Annotated in this window: 19 protein-coding genes; 10 read left to right on the top strand and 9 right to left on the bottom strand. The window is 70.9% G+C overall.

Annotated features, from left to right (window positions below; all coding sequences use genetic code 11):
• Window positions 1-3: 3 nt before the first annotated feature.
• On the bottom strand, window positions 4-915 hold the full coding sequence (locus ACWGI6_RS06360) for an MBL fold metallo-hydrolase (protein WP_453266417.1): 912 nt from the start codon (window positions 913-915) through the stop codon (window positions 4-6).
• 408 nt (window positions 916-1,323) lie between these two features.
• Entirely contained in the window at window positions 1,324-2,079 is a 756-nt protein-coding gene (locus ACWGI6_RS06355) for an alpha/beta fold hydrolase (RefSeq protein WP_453266416.1), read from the bottom strand.
• Between the two features lie 62 nt (window positions 2,080-2,141).
• On the opposite strand from ACWGI6_RS06355, the gene ACWGI6_RS06350 reads away from it, so the two are divergent.
• Both ACWGI6_RS06350 and ACWGI6_RS06345 read left to right on the top strand, forming a co-directional pair.
• Window positions 2,142-2,732 carry a TetR/AcrR family transcriptional regulator gene (locus ACWGI6_RS06350; protein ID WP_453266415.1) on the top strand — a complete coding sequence of 197 codons (591 nt, stop codon included), beginning with the start codon at window positions 2,142-2,144 and terminating at the stop codon, window positions 2,730-2,732.
• Window positions 2,733-2,940: 208 nt separating this feature from the next.
• The gene (locus ACWGI6_RS06345) at window positions 2,941-3,615 is read left to right on the top strand and encodes a hypothetical protein (RefSeq protein ID WP_453266414.1); all 675 of its coding nucleotides are present in this window, start codon (window positions 2,941-2,943) and stop codon (window positions 3,613-3,615) included.
• A gap of 244 nt (window positions 3,616-3,859) precedes the next feature.
• Here the strand turns inward: ACWGI6_RS06345 and ACWGI6_RS06340 are convergent, their stop codons facing one another.
• Entirely contained in the window at window positions 3,860-4,825 is a 966-nt protein-coding gene (locus ACWGI6_RS06340; protein ID WP_453266506.1) for a 2-hydroxyacid dehydrogenase, read from the bottom strand.
• Between the two features lie 167 nt (window positions 4,826-4,992).
• Between ACWGI6_RS06340 and ACWGI6_RS06335 the strand changes: the two genes are divergently transcribed.
• From ACWGI6_RS06335 to ACWGI6_RS06325, 3 genes are all read left to right on the top strand, one after another.
• Complete coding sequence (locus tag ACWGI6_RS06335; RefSeq protein WP_453266413.1) at window positions 4,993-6,384, top strand: MFS transporter; 1,392 nt, start codon at window positions 4,993-4,995, stop codon at window positions 6,382-6,384.
• Window positions 6,385-6,505: 121 nt separating this feature from the next.
• The gene (locus tag ACWGI6_RS06330) at window positions 6,506-7,267 is read left to right on the top strand and encodes an IclR family transcriptional regulator (protein WP_453266412.1); all 762 of its coding nucleotides are present in this window, start codon (window positions 6,506-6,508) and stop codon (window positions 7,265-7,267) included.
• A gap of 106 nt (window positions 7,268-7,373) precedes the next feature.
• Window positions 7,374-8,186: an endo alpha-1,4 polygalactosaminidase gene (locus ACWGI6_RS06325; RefSeq protein WP_453266505.1), complete on the top strand. Its 813-nt coding sequence runs from the start codon at window positions 7,374-7,376 to the stop codon at window positions 8,184-8,186.
• 40 nt (window positions 8,187-8,226) lie between these two features.
• On the opposite strand, the gene ACWGI6_RS06320 is transcribed toward ACWGI6_RS06325, so the two are convergent.
• The 3 genes from ACWGI6_RS06320 to ACWGI6_RS06310 form a co-directional block, all read right to left on the bottom strand.
• Window positions 8,227-9,348 (bottom strand): cytochrome d ubiquinol oxidase subunit II, encoded by a 1,122-nt coding sequence (locus ACWGI6_RS06320; RefSeq protein ID WP_453266411.1) that lies wholly within the window; start codon window positions 9,346-9,348, stop codon window positions 8,227-8,229.
• Window positions 9,345-10,829, bottom strand: coding sequence for a cytochrome ubiquinol oxidase subunit I (locus ACWGI6_RS06315; protein ID WP_453266410.1), 1,485 nt, complete (start codon window positions 10,827-10,829; stop codon window positions 9,345-9,347). The genes ACWGI6_RS06320 and ACWGI6_RS06315 overlap by 4 nt, the downstream gene beginning before the upstream one ends.
• A 532-nt stretch (window positions 10,830-11,361) precedes the next feature.
• On the bottom strand, window positions 11,362-11,700 hold the full coding sequence (locus ACWGI6_RS06310) for a hypothetical protein (protein WP_393905126.1): 339 nt from the start codon (window positions 11,698-11,700) through the stop codon (window positions 11,362-11,364).
• A gap of 222 nt (window positions 11,701-11,922) precedes the next feature.
• On the opposite strand from ACWGI6_RS06310, the gene ACWGI6_RS06305 reads away from it, so the two are divergent.
• The 3 genes from ACWGI6_RS06305 (at window position 11,923) to ACWGI6_RS06295 (ending at window position 14,108) form a co-directional block, all read left to right on the top strand.
• The gene (locus ACWGI6_RS06305; protein ID WP_453266409.1) at window positions 11,923-12,237 is read left to right on the top strand and encodes a hypothetical protein; all 315 of its coding nucleotides are present in this window, start codon (window positions 11,923-11,925) and stop codon (window positions 12,235-12,237) included.
• Between the two features lie 87 nt (window positions 12,238-12,324).
• Window positions 12,325-12,558 (top strand): hypothetical protein, encoded by a 234-nt coding sequence (locus ACWGI6_RS06300; RefSeq protein WP_453266408.1) that lies wholly within the window; start codon window positions 12,325-12,327, stop codon window positions 12,556-12,558.
• Between the two features lie 89 nt (window positions 12,559-12,647).
• A complete protein-coding gene (locus tag ACWGI6_RS06295) occupies window positions 12,648-14,108 on the top strand; it encodes an amino acid permease (protein WP_453266407.1) in 1,461 nt (486 codons plus the stop codon).
• Between the two features lie 136 nt (window positions 14,109-14,244).
• On the opposite strand, the gene ACWGI6_RS06290 is transcribed toward ACWGI6_RS06295, so the two are convergent.
• Genes ACWGI6_RS06290 through ACWGI6_RS06280 form a run of 3 tightly spaced genes read right to left on the bottom strand, consistent with a single transcriptional unit; the run spans window position 14,245 to window position 16,598 of the window.
• On the bottom strand, window positions 14,245-14,490 hold the full coding sequence (locus tag ACWGI6_RS06290) for a non-oxidative hydroxyarylic acid decarboxylases subunit D (RefSeq protein WP_453266406.1): 246 nt from the start codon (window positions 14,488-14,490) through the stop codon (window positions 14,245-14,247).
• A gap of 60 nt (window positions 14,491-14,550) precedes the next feature.
• Window positions 14,551-15,975, bottom strand: a complete 1,425-nt coding sequence (locus ACWGI6_RS06285; protein ID WP_453266405.1) for a non-oxidative hydroxyarylic acid decarboxylases subunit C — start codon at window positions 15,973-15,975, stop codon at window positions 14,551-14,553.
• 32 nt (window positions 15,976-16,007) lie between these two features.
• Window positions 16,008-16,598 (bottom strand): non-oxidative hydroxyarylic acid decarboxylases subunit B, encoded by a 591-nt coding sequence (locus ACWGI6_RS06280; RefSeq protein WP_453266404.1) that lies wholly within the window; start codon window positions 16,596-16,598, stop codon window positions 16,008-16,010.
• A 214-nt stretch (window positions 16,599-16,812) separates the two neighbouring features.
• Between ACWGI6_RS06280 and ACWGI6_RS06275 the strand changes: the two genes are divergently transcribed.
• Both ACWGI6_RS06275 and ACWGI6_RS06270 read left to right on the top strand, forming a co-directional pair.
• The gene (locus ACWGI6_RS06275) at window positions 16,813-17,703 is read left to right on the top strand and encodes a helix-turn-helix transcriptional regulator (protein ID WP_453266403.1); all 891 of its coding nucleotides are present in this window, start codon (window positions 16,813-16,815) and stop codon (window positions 17,701-17,703) included.
• 47 nt (window positions 17,704-17,750) lie between these two features.
• Window positions 17,751-18,107: a hypothetical protein gene (locus tag ACWGI6_RS06270; protein WP_453266402.1), complete on the top strand. Its 357-nt coding sequence runs from the start codon at window positions 17,751-17,753 to the stop codon at window positions 18,105-18,107.
• Window positions 18,108-18,273 lie beyond the last annotated feature (166 nt).

The raw sequence follows: 18,273 nt of genomic DNA, 5'->3' as shown, positions 1-18,273 counted from the left end.
CAGTCACCAACGGACCGCGGTGAAGTCGACGGGCTGCGGCCGGAGTTCGTGGGTGCGGGCTGTCAACTGCCGGAGGCGGTGCGCCATGTCCGCGGCGGGGAGCCGCTTGCGGTCGCCGTGGCCGGGCAGCACCCACTCGAAGCGCAGCCGAGGGGCGGTCCGGGTCAGGGAAGCGGCCAGTTCCACGATCGAGTACCAGGTGACGGCGGCGGCCACCTCCAGATCGGCTGTGGTGCGCGACCAGTAGAAACTGTCCCCGCTGAAGCAGTACCGCGTATCGGCGAGGTAGAGCACGCTGCCGCGCGTGTGGCCGGGGAGCGGATACGCCGTAACCCCCTCCCCGATCTCGACCGGGTCGGTGCCCCGCAGGATGCGGTCCGCGTCCGGAGCGGCGTCGAGATCGCCCTCGTGGATCCACAGCCGGGCCCCGAACCGGTCGGCGTAGCGGCGGCCGTGCGCCGCGTGGTCGCGGTGTGTGAGCAAGACGTCGGTGATGGGGCCCAGTGCCTCGTACCGGGCGGCCAGACCGCTGCTCCACCGAGGCGTGTCGATCATCATCGAGTGTCCCGTGGGCCGGCGCAGCAAGTAGGAGTTCGCACCCGCCGTGTGGGGTGAGTTGTGGCCGCAGAGCTGGACGGTGTCGTCCAGTGCGAGGGGGAAGGGGTCGAGGTCGGGGGTGAGGCGTTGCGCGGGGTGACGGATCGACCGGGTGTGGCAGGCGAAAGCGGCGGCATACAACTGCCGGGCCTCCGAGTCGCTTTGCGGCTGCCGGATCACTTCCGCCCGGCCGTTCTTCTCGCGGATCACATCGGGGGCGAGCTGCCTGGCGACATCACAGTTGGTGCAGCGCGCGTCGACGTGCCAGCCGCCGGTCCCCTCCTCCGGCACCGCCTCGGGTAGCGGGTTGTCGGTCATGACAGGTCCGTCCTTCCTGGTCCGGGTGGGAGGTGAAGGTGCGGTGGGTGCGCACAGGAACCAGAAGTACCCCGCTGTGGAGCAAAAGGGGAAGAGGGGACGGATCTTGCGCTTTGCGCCCGGAACGTCTCTTCCGGGCGGCTGCCGCACGCGGGATTGGTGGGCGTTTTGTGACTTATAGCCGGTTTGTTGACCGGATCGCGGGAGCGGCTCGGCGGTGCCTGGGAGGGACCGGAACGGTTCAGGGGGCCGTCCGGCACCCGGCGTCCGGTCGGCGGCGAGTCATCCGTATGCCGGTGCGGTGGCGTGCGGCGCGCCGGGCGGCCGGGGTTCCGGTGGGAACCAGGCCCACGCCGTGCGGCGGGAGGGGGGCTTCCAGGGTTTCCTCCACGCTCCACACTCGGGCGGTCACCGCGCTCCTTCCGGCGTCGAGGAGCCGTACGTCCGGGCCGTGACGACCGCGGCGGCATCGAGGACTTGACGGGTGAGGGCCGTCGTATCGGTGAGGCTGGTGATGCGTCCGCACCCCGGCCGGATGACGAGGCGACCGTCGCGGCAGGCCCGGAGGAAGAGGCGTTCGCTGCGGCGGAAGTGGTCGCGCTCGCCGTTCACCAGCCAGACCGGGCCCGGGTACGCGGAGAGCGACGCCAGCGGGTCCATCTCGCGCACGGCCTTGACGACGCCCGGAGTGGCCTCGCAGCTCAGGCCGCCCGCGACCATGGCGTGCGCCTGAGCGCGGGGCAGGACGCGGCGGAACGCGAACGCGCTGAGCCGATCGGCCTCTTGGGGATGTCCGGCCGCGAGCCGGGCCACTCCCCGGTAGACGGCACCGAAGAGTCCGCGCGGGAGCGCCGTACAGCCCATGGCCACCGCGCCGAGGACCCGGTCCGGGTGGGCACCGGCGGTGGCGATCGCGACATAGCCGCCCAGGGACAGCCCTACGAGCAGGGCGCGGCCGCCGAGTTCGTCCACGGCCTCGGCCACCGCCTCCACTGCGCCGGGGATGCTGAACGGCTCACCTCGCCGCTTCCCGTGGCCGGGCAGGTCGGGCGCCGCCGTGGGATGACGCCTTCCGATGGCGTGGATCACGGGTTGCCACATCGTGGCGCTCACCCGGGTGCCGTGCACGAAAACGATGGGCAGACCGGCTTCATTGGGCTCCATGCCCGGCACGCTACCTCAAATGCAACGCAACGTTGCGTTGCTTCTGATGCTAATCTCCTCTCATGAGCGAGGAGCGGAGCGGGACACGGCGAAGCGGCGGCCCACGGAAAGCACAGGAGATCTTCGACGCCACACTGGATCTGCTCGCGGAGAAGGGTTACGAGGGGCTGACCATCGAGGGAGTCGCCCAGCGATCCGGCGTCAACAAGACCACGATCTACCGCTGGTGGCCTTCCAAGGGGGCGCTCCTGGGCGCCGCACTCATCGGCGCCCGCCAATTGGAGCTCACGGCTCCCGACACCGGCAGCCTCGAAGGGGACCTGGAGGCCCTGCTGCACACGATGGTGACCCTGCTCACCACGCGGCCCGCCTCCGACATCGCCGTGTCCGTACTGGGCGCCGTCACCCACAGCCCGGAACTCGCCGCTCATGTGCAGGACTTCTTCGCCGACCGGATCGCCCGCGAGCAGCCTGTTTTCGACCGGGCCGTGGCACGCGGCGAGATCACGGCGGACACCGACCCCATGCTGCTGGTGGACCTGCTGGCCGGGGCCGCGTGGGTGCGTGTCGTGCTGCGCCAACTCCCCCTTGAGGAAGGCTTTGTGGCGCGGGCCGTGCACACCGTCCTCAACGGGGCGGGCGCCGCCGGGTAACGCCCGACGACCGGCTCTCCGGAGTCACGGCGGGACCTGATGCTGCCTCCGTTTCGGTCCCCTGTAAAGGGTCTGTTTCACTATCAACTACAACTTTACTAATCCTTGGTGTAGTTGTCACAGATTTCACACCAGTCTCAAACGCAACAGCGACGAATGCCACACGTACTCGTCGCTTCCACAAGGCTGGGCGAGAGGCAACAGCACGATGACGAAAAGCAGAACGATCCGCCACGGAAGCCGGCTGCTGGCGCTGACCACGGCGTCACTGGGCCTGGTCGCGGCGATGGCCATACCGGCTGCCGCGGCCGACGAACCGACCCGGGACCAGCTCAAAGCCGACTGCGCTTCCGGTGAGGGGAAGTGCAGCTTCAACGAGCCGACCCTCGGCAAGGCATACCTCGGGGACTTCCGCCAGGTCTCCAACTCCCTCTACAACTGCAGCACTTCGGATGCCACCCAGTCGATGGGCTGGGCGGACACCGTGGGCTCCACGGACTCCGCAGGCGTCTCCGTCACCGCCGGCGGAAACATCGCCGGTCTCATCGATCTCAGTGTCACCGCGACCTACAGCCACACCTGGACGAGTTCGCACACCGAGAACAGCTCCCTGAACATGACGGTGAAGCCCGGCGAGGTGGGCTGGATCTCCCGCGCACAGGTGATGCAGGCCGTCTCCGGCACCTGGCAGACGCACTACGACAGCCCGAAGTGGGGTCACTACTTCTGGTTCGTCCCGGACACGGTCACCGGGCCGGCGGACAACGGCACGGACGGGCAGAGCAATGCGGTGACCGTCAAGACCCGCAAGATGACCACTGCGGAGAAGACGTCCTGCTCTTCCGACGCGAAGAAGGGCCAGGCGTTCGTGGTCAAGCGCTGAGCCGACCACGGCGGAGCCGCACGGTTGCACCGGGGGGCCGCCCCGCGCCTGCGGGCACGGGACGGACGTTTGCAGCCGTCGGCCACCGTGCCTCCCGGCCCGCTCCTCCGGGCCGGGAGGCACACTTTTCGCGGGATCTCCCCCACTCTCCGACGCTCCCTGTGCCTCGCCCGCGCCCGGCTCCGCCGGCGGGCCGACGGCCGCAGCACTACCGCCCCCGGCGCCGGTCCGGCCGGTCGCCCGGTCAGACGGGGTACGCGTTGCCCAGTGGCAGGCCGGCCGCGAAGCGGCGCACCTGCTCGACCACCAGCCGTTCGGCTCGCGGGCGGAACGCGGCCGACCCGCCCGCGACATGCGGGGTGATCAGGACGCCCGGAGCGGTGCGCAGCGGATGACCGGCGGGCAGCGGCTCGGGGTCGGTGACATCGAGTGCGGCGCGCAGCCGGCCGGCATCGGCCTCCCGCAGCAGCGCCGCCGTGTCCAGGGTGCGGCCGCGTCCCACATTGACGACCAGCGCGCCGTCCGGCAGCGCCGCCAGCTCCTTCGCCCCGAAGAGGCCCGTGGTCGCGGGCGTTTCCGGCAGCACCAGCACGGCGATGTCCACCTCGGGCAGCAGCGCGGGCAGTTCGTCGACGGCATGGACCTTCTCCTGGGGCCTGGCTCGGCGGGCGACCCGCACCACGTCCGCCTCACAGGCGAGCAGGCGCCGCTCCAGGGCCGCGCCGATCGACCCGTATCCGATCACCGCGACACGTGAGTCGGCCAGGGACCGGGTGAAGTGCGGCTCCCACCGACCGGCGCGCTGGTCGGCGACCCACCGGGGCAGATCGCGCTGTGCCGCCAGGATCAGACCGAGCGCATGCTCGGCGGTGCTCGCGTCATGCAGACCACGGCCGTTGTGCAGCGCCACCCCCGACGGCAGCAGCGGGACCAGCTTCTCCACCCCCGCGCTCAGTGACTGCACCGCCCGCAGCTCCGGCAGCCGCGGCAGCAGCCGCTCGGCACCCGGCACGGCGTACGGCAACACCCACAGGCCGACACGGGCAAGCGTCTCGTCGGACAGTTCCCCGGCCGGGGTGAGCCCGTCCCACACATGGACGCCGATCCCGGCCGGCCAGGCGCCGTGGCGCCGGTCCAGGTCGGGCCAGGGCACGAGGACGTCCACGCCGTGCCGGCCGACCGCACCGGCCGGGGCGGGGGTGTGCTGCATCTGCTGCTCGCTCTCGCTGATACGCGGCAGGGGCCGGACGGCCACCGTCCGCGGACGGATGTGGGGCGGGCCACGCTGCCGAACCCATTGACCCGTCGGCGTCGCCCTCATAACGTCTTCCCGCCCAGTGAAACACTTTCCATCACACGGAAATAAGGGGGTCCGGGATGACGATGACGTCTCCCTCCCGTCCCGCCGCGGGATTCTGGTCGTCGAGCCGCGCCCGGCATCTGATGCCGATCGCGTTCGTCACGTACTCGCTCGCGTACCTGGACAAGTCCAACTACGCGATCGCCTCGGCGGGCGGGATGGCCAAGGAGCTCGGTCTGTCCGCCGGACTCGACTCGCTGATCGCCGCCTCCTTCTTCCTCGGCTACTTCCTCTTCCAGATCCCCGGGACCATCTACGCCGAGCAGCGCAGCGCCCGCCGGCTCGTCGCGTGGTGCACCGTCACCTGGGGTCTGCTGGCCGTGCTGCAGGGCCTGCTCAGCAGCCCCGGCCAGCTCATCGCGGTGCGCTTCGCGCTGGGCATGGTCGAGGGGGCGGTGCTCCCGTCGATGGTGATGCTGCTGGGCCGGTGGTTCACCAAGGGCGAGCGGGGCCGGGCCAACACCCTGCTGATCCTGGGCAATCCCGTCACCGTCATGTGGCTGTCGGCGGTCTCGGGCTGGCTGATCTCCGTCTCCGACTGGCGTCTGATGTTCGTCCTGGAGGGCGCCCCCTCGGTCGTGTGGGGCCTGCTGTGCCTGCGGCTGCTCAAGGACCGGCCCGCGGACGCCCGCTGGCTGGGCGACGCCGAACGCACCACGCTGGAGACCGCACTGACCACGGAGCGGCACACCGCCGGGTCCGTCGTCCCCGTGCCGTCCCCCTCCGCCATCGACACCGGGCGGGTGTACCGCAAGGTGCTGCGCTCCCGGCCGATCCTCCTGCTGGCCGCCCAGTACTTCTTCTGGTCCTTCGGCATGTACGGCTTCATCTTCTGGCTGCCCGCCATCATCAAGGAGGGCTCCGGCGACGGCATCGGGGCAACGGGCCTGCTGTCGGCCGTGCCGTATGCGTTCGCCACGGTGGCGATGCTGCTCAACTCCCGCCTGTCCGACCGCAGCGGACGCCGCCGGATCGCGGTCTGGCCCTGGCTCGCGGCCGGCGCCCTGGCCCTCCTCGGCAGCTACGCGGCCGGCCCGCACTTCCCGCTCGCACTGGCGCTGCTGGTGGTCGCCGGTCTGTGCATGTACGCGCCGTACGGCCCCTACTTCGCGCTCGTCTCCGAACTGGCGCCGGCCGGTGTCTCCGGCGCCGCGATAGCCCTCGTCAACTCCCTGGGAGCGCTCGGTTCGTTCGCCGGCACCTACCTCGTCGGCTGGGTGCGCGGCACCGGTCTCGGCAATGCGGGGGCCTTCGGCTTCATGGCCGCCTGCACCCTGCTGTCCGCCGCCCTGATGCTCACCGTTCGCGAGCCCCGGGCCGCGGCGCCCGGATCCGCCACCGCGCATCCAACGGGTACGGTGAACCGGCCGGAGCACCAGCACACACCGGCGGGCGGACCGTGCGGATGATGCGGCCCGGACGGATAACGGGCAGGGCGCGGGCGAGGCGGGTGGCCGGGAGGCCGTCACCCGCCCGCGGCGCGGCCCCGAGCAGGGACGGAACGGCGACAGTGACCAGGAGAGCGCAGCGGTGAGCGGGCAATCGGGCGACGACATGCTCGGCCGTGGACTGCGGCTGCTGACCGTGCTGTCCGAGCTGCCCGCGGGCGCCGGCGTCAGCGCGATCGCCCGCAGCGCGCAGCTCCCCGTGAGCACCGCGCACCGGCTGCTCGGGCGGCTGGCCGAAGAGGGCTTCGTCGCCTACGACGAGGACACCCGGCGGTTTGCGCTCGGCGTACGCGTTCTGGAACTCGCCCGCGGCTTCCAGCGGTCCGACGCCGGGTGGTCCGCCGCATCGGGCCCCATGCGCCGCCTGGCCGCCCGTACCGGTCTCCCCGCCATCGCCGGAGTTCTGGACGGGAGCGAGGTCCTTCTCGTCCTCACCCTTGAGGGCACCCAGCATCTGCAGCTGCGCAGCGCCGAGGGGACCCGCAACCCGTGGCATGCAACGTCCTTGGGAAAGGCCCTCGTTGCGGCGCAGACCGAGCGTGAGCGGGAGGCACTGATGACCGCGCCGCTCCCGCCCGTCACCCCCCGTACGGTCACCACCCGCGACGCCTTGCGCGAGGAGCTGACACGGGTGCGGGCCCAGGGCTGGGCGGAGGCCGACGAGGAGAACGAGGTCGGGGTGCGGTCCGTCGCGGTCGCCGTGCCGGGCGGCGAGACCTCCGGCCGTCCGCCGCTGGCCGTATCCCTCGGCGCGACCGTCGTCCTCACCTCGCGGGACGAGCTGCTCAGCCACCTGCCCGCGCTGCACACCTGCGCCCAGGAGATCGCCGCCCGTCTGGTGTGAACCGTCCCTGAGGGCGCCATCACCGGCCTTTGGGCGCGCCACCCGCCCGTAAGCTCCGCCTGTGCACTCTTCACGCCCCCTCGCCGTCGGCGCCTTCGTCCTGGTCATGGCGCTCAGCACGGCGTGCTCCGGCCCTCGCACTCCGGAAGCCGCCGGCTCCCGGACATCTGCGCCGACCGGCGGGGCGGCCGCCCCGACCGCGGTACGGCCGCCGACGGCGAACGCCGTCTTCGACTATCAGCTCGGCGGGGCCTATCCCCCGCCCGCCGGGGTCCGGGCCGTGTCCCGGGACCGTACGGCCCGGCCCGCCCCCGGTCTCTACAACATCTGCTACGTCAACGCCTTCCAGGCACAGCCCGACGCGGCCGGCGTATGGAAGGACCGCCACCCCGAGCTGCTGTTGCGGGATGGGCGCGGCGAGCCCGTCATCGACGAGGACTGGAACGAGCCCCTGCTCGATATTTCCACCGGCGCCAAACGCCGCGCACTCATGGACATCGTCGGTCCCTGGATCGACGGCTGTGCCAAGGCCGGTTTTGACGCCGTGGAACCCGACAACCTCGACTCCTACGAGCGGTCCGACGGCAAGCTCACCTCCCGGCATGCCGCGGCCTTCGCCCAGCTCTTGGCCCGCCGCGCCCACCAGCGGCACCTGGCCATCGCCCAGAAGAACACCACCGACCTGCTGCCGCAACACCGTCGCATCGGCTTCGACTTCGCCGTCGTCGAGGAGTGCGCCCGCTACCAGGAGTGCACCGACTTCGCCGAGGCCTACGCCCAGCGGATCTTCGTCATCGAATACGAGAAGACGGACTTCACCACAGCCTGCCGCGCCTGGGGGAAGGCCCTCTCGATCTCTCTGCGCGATCGCGAGGTCCGCCCCGCCGGCGCCGGGCGCCACGTCGCGGAGCGCTGCTGACAACCGCCGCGCAGGAGAAGCCCGCTCCCGGCGTCGTCGGTCAGGGTGACGGATCCTTCGGTTCGCCGCTACCCGGATCGTGGGTGCCGCCGTGTTCCGCAAGGGGCGGGTCATCGCGGCCCGGCTCGGTCCGGTACAGGTCGGGTTGGTGCAGGTCGGTGCCGGAGAGCGGTTCCAGCTCGCCGTGGGTGTCCAGCCAGTACAGGAAGGCCACCGCCGGGCAGACGAGTACCACGGCCACGAGGGTGACCAGGCCGACCCACCGCAGGCTGCTGGGAGCGCCGGCGCCCTCGGCCACGGTCAGGGATGTGGGGATGAGATAGGGGCGTTGGGCGGCTCCCCAGGCGATGACCGCCGCGGCGACGACGCCGACGGCGGTGAGCCGGGACCAGGCTCCGGAGCGGCGCAGCAGGAGCCACCCGGTGGCGAGGGAACAGACTCCGGCCAGAATGACGAGGCCGAGGCCGACGCCGTGGGTGAGTCCGTGCCAGACGTGCGGGGCGTCGCTCCGGGTGACGGTCAGCATGATCGCCGCGAGTACGGCGAGCGCGACGAGGCTGCCCAGCGCCCGCCGCCGGAAGTAGCCGACCAGGTCGGGTGCGCCGTAGCGGGCGGCGTCGGCCGCCAGGAACACGGCGCCGAGGAACGCCGTCGACACGATGGCGATCAGCCCGAAGAGGATGGAGGTCGGGTTGGCCCAGGCGTGAGCCGACGCCGCCGTTCCCGGTACCGCCCGTCCCGAGGCGATACCGCCGACGGCCGCGCCGAGGAAGAACGGGGTGAGCAGCGAGGAGATGGCGAAGACGGCGCCGTACAGGCGTCGTCCCGCGATGCGGCGGACGGGCTTGCGCAGTGCGAAGCCGGCGCCGCGCAGAACCAGGCCGACGGCGGCCAGGGCCAAGGGGAGCCACATCGCCGAGAACACGGTCTGGAAGAGAATCGGGAACCCGGTCCATATGATGACGAAGAGGAAGACCAGCCAGACGTTGTTGACCTCCCATACGGGGGCCATGGCATGGTCGATCAGCCATCGGGGGCGCTTGCCGCGCTCCGCGCCACCTGCGGTCAGATCCCAGAACCCGGCTCCGTAGTCGGTGCCGCCGGCGCAGGTGTAGGCGGCCACGGCGAGCAGCATCGCCACGGCGATGACGGCGGCGATCATGGCCGGCCGTCCTCGGCCGGTTCCGCCCCCGTCCCGTCGGACGACGGCGGGTGGCCGGCCGGCACCGGCGAGCGCGGCCCGTAGGGGGTGTCGGTCTCCGGTCCCTCCTGCCGCTCCCCCGCCGCCGGTCGCGCGTCGGCGAGCCGCCAGCCGGTACGCATCTTGAGCAGCACGGCGAGCAGCGAGCCGAAGATGAACACATACACCACCATCACCAGACCGAGCATGATCCACAGACTGGTGGAGCGGGTCGCCGTCACCGCCTCACCGATCCGCATGTGCTGGTAGACGATCCAGGGCTGGCGTCCCACTTCGGCGGTGACCCAGCCGCATTCGACGGCGACGACGGAGGCGACACCCGCGCATGCCGCACCGCGGAAGAACCACGGTGACCGGGGCAGCCGACGGCGCCGCAGCCGGCACCAGCCGTACCAGAGTGCGAGGAGGAGCAGCAGTGAGCCGATCACGACCATGAGGTCGAAGGCCCAGTGCGCGATGGTGGCCTGGGCGGCCGTCGGTCGGTCGCTCGCCGGGACGGAGGTCAGCCCGGTCACCTTCGTCTTGGTGGTGAACCCGGCCAGAACGGAGTCGAGTTGGGGGATTTTGATGCCGCCGGAGATGCTGCCGTCGGGGTGCAGACGGCCGAAAATGTACTCCGGTACGTGGGTGTCGGTCCGCCAGACCATCTCCGTCGCGGCGAACTTCACCGGCTGCTTGTGGAAGACCGACCGGGCGATGGAGTCGCCGAGCAGCATCTGCACGGGGGTGAACACCGCGGCGAGGGTGAAGGGAACGGTGAAGCCGAGCCGGTGATAACGGTCGCGGCGGCCGCGCAGCCAGCCGGCGGCGTAGACGCCGGCGACGGTGTATCCCGCGGTGACCAACATCGCCACGACGAAGTGCCAGTACTGGGGGCCGAACATGGGGGTGAAGATCGCCGACCAGATGTGGACGTCCGCGGGCCTGCCGTCGGCATCGAGGGTGAATCCTTGGGGCGTGTTCATCCACGAGTTGGCCGCCAGGATTCCGAACGCGCCGAGCAGGGCGGCGGCCGGAAGGGGCAGGCCGAGCAGGAAGTGGGTGCCAGGCTTCAGCCGCCGCCAGCCGTACAGATAGATCGAGATGAGCACCGCTTCGAGGAAGAAGGCCCATGCCTCGACGCCGAATCCGATCCCGAAGACACCGCCCCACTTGCCCATCAGGCCCGGCCAGAGCAGTCCGAACTCGAAGGACAGCACGGTGCCGGTGACGACGCCGACCGCGAACTGCACCGCCATGACGGCCGACCAGCGCCGGGCGAGGAGCAGTGCGACGGGGTCGTTCCGGCGCAGGCCGCGATAGTGCATCACCAGGGTGATCAGCGGCAGGGCCACGCCGAGCGGCACCAGAATGATGTGGGAAGCCAGGGTGAATGCCATCAGCTGCCTGGCCGGGAGCAGTTGGGCCGGAGCGTCCGCCAGCAGTGTGACCGTGGTGTGCATGCCTACGTGCCTTTGCTGCTCGGGACGTTCAGGAGAGGGCCGCCTCGGTGTCACCGGCGGGCGGGCCACGCCGCCGGCCAGGTCCGCCGGGCCGGATGTCCCGTAGCCGCGCCGGCGCCGGCTCTCGTACTGCACCGGCGGTGGAGTTCACGATGGGCTGCCTCCTCGGTGCTCGGCCCCGTCCTGGCGGGACACCGCGCCGGTCGCGCCCGGCTCGTCACAGAATCACCGGCGGGGCCCGGGCAGCACGCACTGCGGGCCCGCGTTGAGCCGTTGGGCCGAGGATCTTCGCTCGGTCGGCCCAGTCTGCGGTTCTTGGCGCAGCGCTTCGGCGGGGCAGGGAGGGCCGCCTGCCTTCGGCCGGACCTTCGGCCGGACGGTGGCCGCTCGCTCCGCTGCGGACAGGATCGGAGGTCCGGTGCGCCGCAGGGAAACACAGCGGGCAGGGGGTCCGGCAGTTCAATGCTGCCGGACCCCCTGCCTGCCCCAGGAGACCAGGATTCTTCGCCGCTCTCCTCAGTGCGTCGCCGCGCTACGCCGTCTCATGACCGGTGCTGCCATTGATCTTCTCTATCGCTTGGCGTGCCTGCTCCTGAGGGGAACGGGACGGCAGGGGCGACACCGTCGTGGACGCCACCGCGGGCTGCGCCCGCTCCTGTCCCACCGTCTTGGCATGAGTGGCCGGCGGGCGCATGCGCAGCCGCTGGCTGGCAGCTTCGTCCAGGGTCACCGGGCGCTTCCACCGGGCAGCCAGCCGGGCGGCGTCCTGACCGAGCGCGGCAACGTCCTCCCACTGCAGACGAATCACCAGCGAAACTTCGGCGTCTCCGTCCGGCAGGGCCTGGAGCTGCGGGATACCAGGGTCAGTCATGGTGCCCTCCTCACATCGCGGACCGGTGCCCCACGGGGCACGGATATGGAGAGATACGGTGCGGTGGCCGCAACCGTTCAATTCCCGCCACCGACAGGTGATTTCCGCGGAGTCCTCCCGAGGTCCGCGGGTGTCGGCGCCTGGGCGCACCGTGCGGGCGCCGCACCTGCAAGGCGGCTCACGAGCCGTCCGGGAGCGGTGCACACGCACCGTCATGCGGCCGTGACGATCGTTTCCCTACGGAAACCGCAGGTGCAGGCGCGGGGCGAGGGTTACGCGGACTCCGGCACGCGGGCGGTCGGCGCCGAGGCGGGTGATCCCTTCGGGCTGGCCGACGCCATCGCCGCCGTGATCGACGCACCGGTCACCATCGAGGAGCGCAGCACGCGGGTCCTCGCCTATTCCGCGCGGCAGGAACGCGGGGACGAGGTGCGGGTCGCAACGATCATGCGACGGCACGTCCCCGACGACGTGAACGCCCACTTCCGGCGGCACGGTGTCTTTCACACTGCTCGCTTGGCTCCTGACGCCGGGTGACGACCGGAATTCCGCGGTGGCCGCGGCGTCGAGCTGTCGGCCGGTGCCGACTGGGCGGTGCGGGCAGCGGTCCGGGCGGCGCACACCGTGGGCCGCCCTGCGCGGCTGCACCTCGAAGCGGAGACCGGGCTCGGGCGCGGCGGCGCCTCGGCGGGCGACTGGCCGACGCTGCTGGACACCGCGGCGCGCGCCGACGGCGGGGAGCCCGGCGCGCAGGGCTGGGCCCGCGCCGTCCACACCGTCGCGCACGAAATCGTCAGCCGCATCGGCGCCCGCGTTCCGCGCGCCTACACCGGTGACACGGCCCTGGACGCACGCTGAACCGATACCGACCAGCGCCCCACCCCGTTGGATCACCGAAACCGTCCCCTCCCTTGCCTCATTTCCGCCCCCGACGAGAGAGCCCCACCATGACGCACCGGCCTCCACCGTCCCCGCCACGTCCCACCGGCCATGACGACCCCGGCTCCGAGCACCTCCACCGGGGTCTGCAGCCCCGTCACATCCAGATGATCGCCATCGGGGGGACGATCGGCGTCGGTCTGTTCCTCGGTTCCGCCGAAGCCCTCCACGACGCCGGACCGGGTCTGCTGATCACCTATGCGCTGGCGGGCCTGGTCGTCTTCTTCGTGATGCGTGCCCTCGGTGAGCTCCTGGTGTACCGGCCGGTGTCCGGCTCGTTCGCCACCTACGCGGAGGAGTTCATCGGCAACTGGGCCGGGTTCGCCACCGGCTGGAGCTACTGGCTGATGTGGGTCGTCACCGGTACGGCTGAGCTGACCGCGGCCGGGATCTATGTCCGCTACTGGTGGCCCGACGTGCCCCAGTGGCTGCCCGGCCTCATCGCCCTGGCGATCCTCGGCGTGGCCAATCTCCTGGCGGTCCGGCTGTTCGGGGAGTTCGAGTTCTGGTTCGCCATCATCAAGGTGCTCACCATCGTCATCCTGCTGATCATGGCCGCCGCAATCCTGATCTTCGGCTTCGGCCCCCTGGGGAAGACCGCTTCGCTGAGCAACATCTGGACGCACGGTGGCTTCTTCCCCCACGGCATGGCCGGACCGCTGCTCGCCCTCCAAGTGGTCGTGTTCGCCTTCGTCGGAGTCGAACTGCTCGGGGTGACCGCCGGGGAGAGCAAGGACCCCGAAAAGACCCTTCCCTCCGCCGTGCGCCGGGTGATCTGGCGGATCGCGCTGTTCTACCTCGGCGCCCTCACCGCCGTCATGGCACTGGTCCCCTGGACCCAACTCGACCCGGATGTCAGCCCGTTCGTGCTGGTCTTCGGCAAGGTCGGGGTTCCCGCGGCGGCCGGAGTGGTGAACATGGTCGTACTCACCGCGGCGCTGTCCTCCTGCAACAGCGGGGTGTTCTCCACCGGCCGCATGCTGCTCACCCTGGCCCGGGACCGGCACGCGCCGGCCGCGTTCGGGAAGGTCAGCCGCCAGGGTGTCCCCGCCGCGGGGATCCTCGCGTCCATGGTCGTCATGCTGCTGGGTGTGGCCGCGAACTACTTCGTGCCGCAGAAGGCCTTCGTGTACGTGACGAGCGTGGCGACCATCGCCGCCGTCTTCACCTGGGGAATCATCGTCTGCGCCCATCTGCGCTACCGGGCTGCGGTCCGTGCCGGGCGGCTTCGGCAGGTCGCCTTCCGCATGCCGCTGGCACCCGCCTCGAACTACGTCGTCCTCGCCTTTCTCGGCCTCGTTCTCGTCCTGCTCGGCTTCGACGCGGAGAACAGAATCGCGCTGTACGTGGCTCCGGTCTGGGCGGTGATCCTCGTGGCCGGCTATCGCTTCACCCGTCGCACCCGGGCCGCCGGTCCCCAGGCCCTACCGCCCGACGAGGAGATTCCGGAGCCGTCGCGGCTTACCTGAACGGGCGGCGGGGCGATCCGGGCCCCGTGACCGGTACCTGGATGTCGTGGGGGTCCGCGGTGGTACTGCGGACCCCCACGACATCCGTCGGCGCGCCTGAATCCCCGGCAATACCCCCTGTTACCGGGACCGCTCCTCACCCGGCGGTCCGCAAGGGCGGGACGGCAGGTACCTCAGGGGCGTTGTCGAGGTCCGCGACGGTCAGCCGGAAGCTGTCGGGGTAGGCGTCGCGGCGGGTGCGGCGGGCGGGTTCGGTGGTGCGCCAGCAGTACAGGCACCGCTCGCACTGCAGGACGTCCCAGACGCCGGGGACGGGTGAGGTGAAGAGGTGCTCGATGGTGGTGTGCGCGCAGCGTGGGCAGCAAGTGGCGGCGTCGGGCATGGGGCTGTCCCCTTCGTGAAGTGGGGTGGGCGGGCGGCGAGTTGAGCCGGAGGAGCGCCGTCAGCGGTGGGCGGCGAGCTGCTGGAGCTTGGTGAGCCAGGCGCCCGTCTCGGGCAGGTCGCGTACCTGGTTGCCGTAGTTCCCGCGGCCGTCGGGTTCGACGGGAGTGGTGGCGTCGATGATGAGCTTGTCGACGATGCCGGGGGGCTGCGCCTGTGGGGCCAGTTCGAGGACGGGCAGATGAGGGACCTGGATGAGGTCGCCTGCCGGGTTCATCTTGGTGGACAGGGCCCACATCACCTGCGGCAGGCTGAAGGGGTCGACGTCCTCGTCGACGACGATGACCGTGGCGGCGTAGCCGAGGCCGTGCGGGGTGGTCAGCACCCGCATGCCGACCGCCTTCGCGAAGCCTCCGTAGCGCTTCTTCGTCGAGACGATGACGACCAGGCCGTGGGTGTACATGGCGTTGACCGCCTGGACCTCGGGGAAGTCCGTCTTCAGCTGCTGGTACAGCGGCACGCAGGTGTTCGCGGCTATCAGGTAGTCGACCTCGGTCCATGGCATGCCGAGGTAGAGGTGCTCGAAGACGGGGCGGTTCCGGTAGGAAATCTTGTCGATGCGGAGGACGGGCATATTGCGGCCGCCGGAGTAGTGGCCGGTGAACTCGCCGAAGGGGCCCTCGATTTCGCGCTTGCGGCCCTCGATGACGCCTTCGATGACCACTTCCGATCCCCACGGCACCGGGAGACCGGTCAGCGGCGCCCTCGCGAGCGGTGCCGGGGCGCCGCGCAGGGCGCCGGCCAGCTCGTACTCGTTCTCGTCGTACTTCATCGGGGTCGCGGCGACGAGGGAGATGACCGGGTCGTTGCCGAGGGCGAGGGCGACCGGCAGGTCCTCGCCGGCCTCCTCGGCCTTGTGCAGATGCCGGGCGATGTCATGCATCGGCACCGGCTGCAGCGCGAGCTTGCGCTTTCCCTTGACCTCGATGCGGTAGATGCCGACGTTCTGCTTGCCGCTGTGGCCGGGGTCCTCGGGATCCTTGGAGACGACCGCGGCCTTGTCCAGGTAGAAGCCGCCGTCGCCGTCGTTCAGGCGGATCAGCGGGAGCACCTGGAAGATGTCGACGGCGTCGCCGTCCATGGTGTTCTCGGCCCACGGCGGATCGCTCCGCCACTCGGGCGCGACGGGGAACTCCGCCCAACGGCGGATGAACTCCGCCACCTGCTCCTTGGTGCCGGTCTCCTTCGGCAGGCCCAGCGCGAGGGCGTGATTGGCCCAGGAGCCGTGCACATTCATGGCGATACGGGCGTCGGTGAAGCCCCGTACGTGGTCGAAGTACAGCGCCGGCGCCGCGTCGCCCAGCCGCGGGGCCGCATTGGCGGCCGCGGCGATGTCCGGCTCGGGCCTCACCTCTTCGGTGATGCGCAGCAGCTGGCCCTCCTTGTCGAGGGCCGCCAGAAAGCTGCGGAGGTCGTCGTACGCCATGAGAACTCCTCGGTGGGGCGGGGGTGTCGGGGTCAGGCGACGGGCTTGACCGCGCGGGCGGCGCGCATGCCGTCCCATCGCTTGGCGGTGGGCGCGGGCAGGTCGAACTGGTCGAGGATGCGGGCCGTGAGGTGGTCGACGAGGTCGTCCACCGACTGCGGGTGGTGGTAGAAAGCGGGCATGGGCGGCACCATCTGCACGCCCTTGCGCGCGAGATCGAGCATGTTCTCCAGATGGATCTCGCTCAGCGGTGTCTCACGCGGTACGAGCACGAGCGGGCGGCGCTCCTTGAGCACCACATCCGCCGCCCGCCCCACCAGCCCGTCGGCACAGCCGGCCCGGATACCCGCCAGCGTCTTCATGGAGCACGGCACAATCACCATGCCGTCCGTCCGGAAGGAGCCCGACGAGATGGTCGCGCCCTGGTCCTCGGGCCGGTGCGTGGCATCGGCGAGTGCGCTGACCTCGGCGACGGAACGTCCGGTCTCCAGCTCGATCGTGGCCCGCGCCCAGCGGGAGAGGACGAGATGGGTCTCGACGTCCGGCAGCTCGGCCAGGGCCTCCAGCAGCCGGACACCGAACACGGCACCCGTCGCTCCCGTCATCCCCACGATCAGTCGCACAGTGGTCAGCTCCCTCGGTTCGTCGGACAGCACAAAGGCCGGTCAAGGCCGGTGCACGGCAGGCGGAGGCCGGTGCGAGTGCAATGAATGTTTCGGTCACTGCATCGTCACCGCGGATTTGTGCCGCGTCAGCCCGCACTTGGCCTGACCGGCCCCGTCACCTCTCACGCTAGGCGCGAGCCACCCCTTCGAAGCAGTACGCTGAGGACACGCTATGGACAGAAACGGACCCGCTGACGTCACCGAGGTCCCCTTCAGGGCCTCTGCGGGAGCCCCGCCCGGCGCGGAGGTCTTCGGCTTCGCCGACCTGCTCGCCCGCGCCCGCGGGCATGACATCGACCCGTACGCCACCAAACGGCTGGCCTTCCACGAGCTGATCTCGGTGCGCTCCGGCACCCTGCGCTGCTCCGTCGACTTCACCGAGCACGAGCTGACCCCGGGCAGCTGGCTGTGGGTGCGGCCCGGCCAGATCAGTCAGTACCGCTCCGACCTCACCCTGGCCGAGGGCACCATCGTCCTCTTCCTGCCGGGCTTCCTGAGCCCCGCCACCGTGGATGCCGCCCGCGTCGACCAGCACGACGGGAGGCTGCCGCTGACCCCTCAAGGCGCGGAGGGGGATGCCGTACGGCACGTCCTGGAGCTGCTGGAGAGCGAGTACCGGCAGCTGGCCGGCCTGCCCCTGGAGGTGCATATCGAGGTGCTGCGCCATCTGCTCGCCGTCCTCGTCCTGCGGCTGGCCCATGTGCGCGGCGCACAGGGCGGCGACGAGGCGGGCAGTGTGGCATTCCGGAGTTTCCAGCAGGCCGTGGAACGTGACTTCACCCGCACGCACCGGGTGGAGGAGTACGCCGGACAGCTGGGCTACAGCGTCCGCACGCTCACCCGCGCCACCCACGCCGCCGCCGGGTGCGGCGCCAAGCGCTATATCGACGACCGGGTCCTCCTGGAGGCCAAGCGCCTCTTGGTGCACACCGGCCTCACCGCCACCGCCATCGGCGACCGGCTCGGCTTCCCGGACGCCACGGTCTTCACCAAGTTCTTCCGGCAGCGGGCCGGCGAGACCCCCGCCACCTTCCGCAACCATGCACGGGGGAACCGGCCGTGACCCGGCGCGGGGCCCCGCTGCGCACTGCGGCCCCTACGCTCGGACACATGCGGAAAGATCATCAACTTCGGCGTCTGGCCATCGGCGAGGAAACCTGGCTGTGGTCGGTCCGCCACCAGCACCCCGCATGCCGCGAGATTCTCTCGCTCCACCACGACGCCACTCGGGCAACCCTGCGGATCGTCTTCCGTGCCCGGCCGGGGCGTCTCGTCCCTGACGGCCTCCTGCACTCCGGTGCGGTCGCCGCCCACAACGGCGGTGTGCTCAATCTGCACGAGCCGGGTGTGGTCCGCCGGATCTTCGACGAGGTGGCCTCACAGGGCCGCTTGCCCACCGCAGCCGGGGAGAAGGAGCTGGACGGCTGGCCGCTCTACGACGTGCTCGTCGCGCGCGAGGGCGGCTGAACACGGGGGGCGGGTACGGCAGTTCACCGTCGGCCGCGGGACGGCTGGGCATATACGCAACCGCACCACGCCAGGCGCGTATGCTCCCGCGCTCGCCCCGCCGACCGCGACACCCCCTACACGTATCGGGGCCGAACGGGGCACCCCCGCGCACACCCGCCTGTCC

It is taken from the genome of Streptomyces sp. NPDC054786 (assembly GCF_053611685.1).
The sequence above is the reverse complement of the archived record's forward strand: the minus strand, read 5'-3'. Positions and strand labels throughout refer to the sequence as shown.

Excerpts from the sequence above, each read along its gene's own strand:
- ACWGI6_RS06360 (WP_453266417.1), bottom strand. The coding sequence starts at position 915 with ATGACCGACAACCCGCTACCCGAGGCGGTGCCGGAGGAGGGGACCGGC.
- ACWGI6_RS06355 (WP_453266416.1), bottom strand. The coding sequence starts at position 2,079 with ATGGAGCCCAATGAAGCCGGTCTGCCCATCGTTTTCGTGCACGGCACC.
- ACWGI6_RS06350 (WP_453266415.1), top strand. The coding sequence starts at position 2,142 with ATGAGCGAGGAGCGGAGCGGGACACGGCGAAGCGGCGGCCCACGGAAA.
- ACWGI6_RS06345 (WP_453266414.1), top strand. The coding sequence starts at position 2,941 with ATGACGAAAAGCAGAACGATCCGCCACGGAAGCCGGCTGCTGGCGCTG.
- ACWGI6_RS06340 (WP_453266506.1), bottom strand. The coding sequence starts at position 4,825 with ATGCAGCACACCCCCGCCCCGGCCGGTGCGGTCGGCCGGCACGGCGTG.
- ACWGI6_RS06335 (WP_453266413.1), top strand. The coding sequence starts at position 4,993 with ATGACGATGACGTCTCCCTCCCGTCCCGCCGCGGGATTCTGGTCGTCG.
- ACWGI6_RS06325 (WP_453266505.1), top strand. The coding sequence starts at position 7,374 with ATGGCGCTCAGCACGGCGTGCTCCGGCCCTCGCACTCCGGAAGCCGCC.
- ACWGI6_RS06320 (WP_453266411.1), bottom strand. The coding sequence starts at position 9,348 with ATGATCGCCGCCGTCATCGCCGTGGCGATGCTGCTCGCCGTGGCCGCC.
- ACWGI6_RS06315 (WP_453266410.1), bottom strand. The coding sequence starts at position 10,829 with ATGCACACCACGGTCACACTGCTGGCGGACGCTCCGGCCCAACTGCTC.
- ACWGI6_RS06310 (WP_393905126.1), bottom strand. The coding sequence starts at position 11,700 with ATGACTGACCCTGGTATCCCGCAGCTCCAGGCCCTGCCGGACGGAGAC.
- ACWGI6_RS06295 (WP_453266407.1), top strand. The coding sequence starts at position 12,648 with ATGACGCACCGGCCTCCACCGTCCCCGCCACGTCCCACCGGCCATGAC.
- ACWGI6_RS06290 (WP_453266406.1), bottom strand. The coding sequence starts at position 14,490 with ATGCCCGACGCCGCCACTTGCTGCCCACGCTGCGCGCACACCACCATC.
- ACWGI6_RS06285 (WP_453266405.1), bottom strand. The coding sequence starts at position 15,975 with ATGGCGTACGACGACCTCCGCAGCTTTCTGGCGGCCCTCGACAAGGAG.
- ACWGI6_RS06275 (WP_453266403.1), top strand. The coding sequence starts at position 16,813 with ATGGACAGAAACGGACCCGCTGACGTCACCGAGGTCCCCTTCAGGGCC.
- ACWGI6_RS06270 (WP_453266402.1), top strand. The coding sequence starts at position 17,751 with ATGCGGAAAGATCATCAACTTCGGCGTCTGGCCATCGGCGAGGAAACC.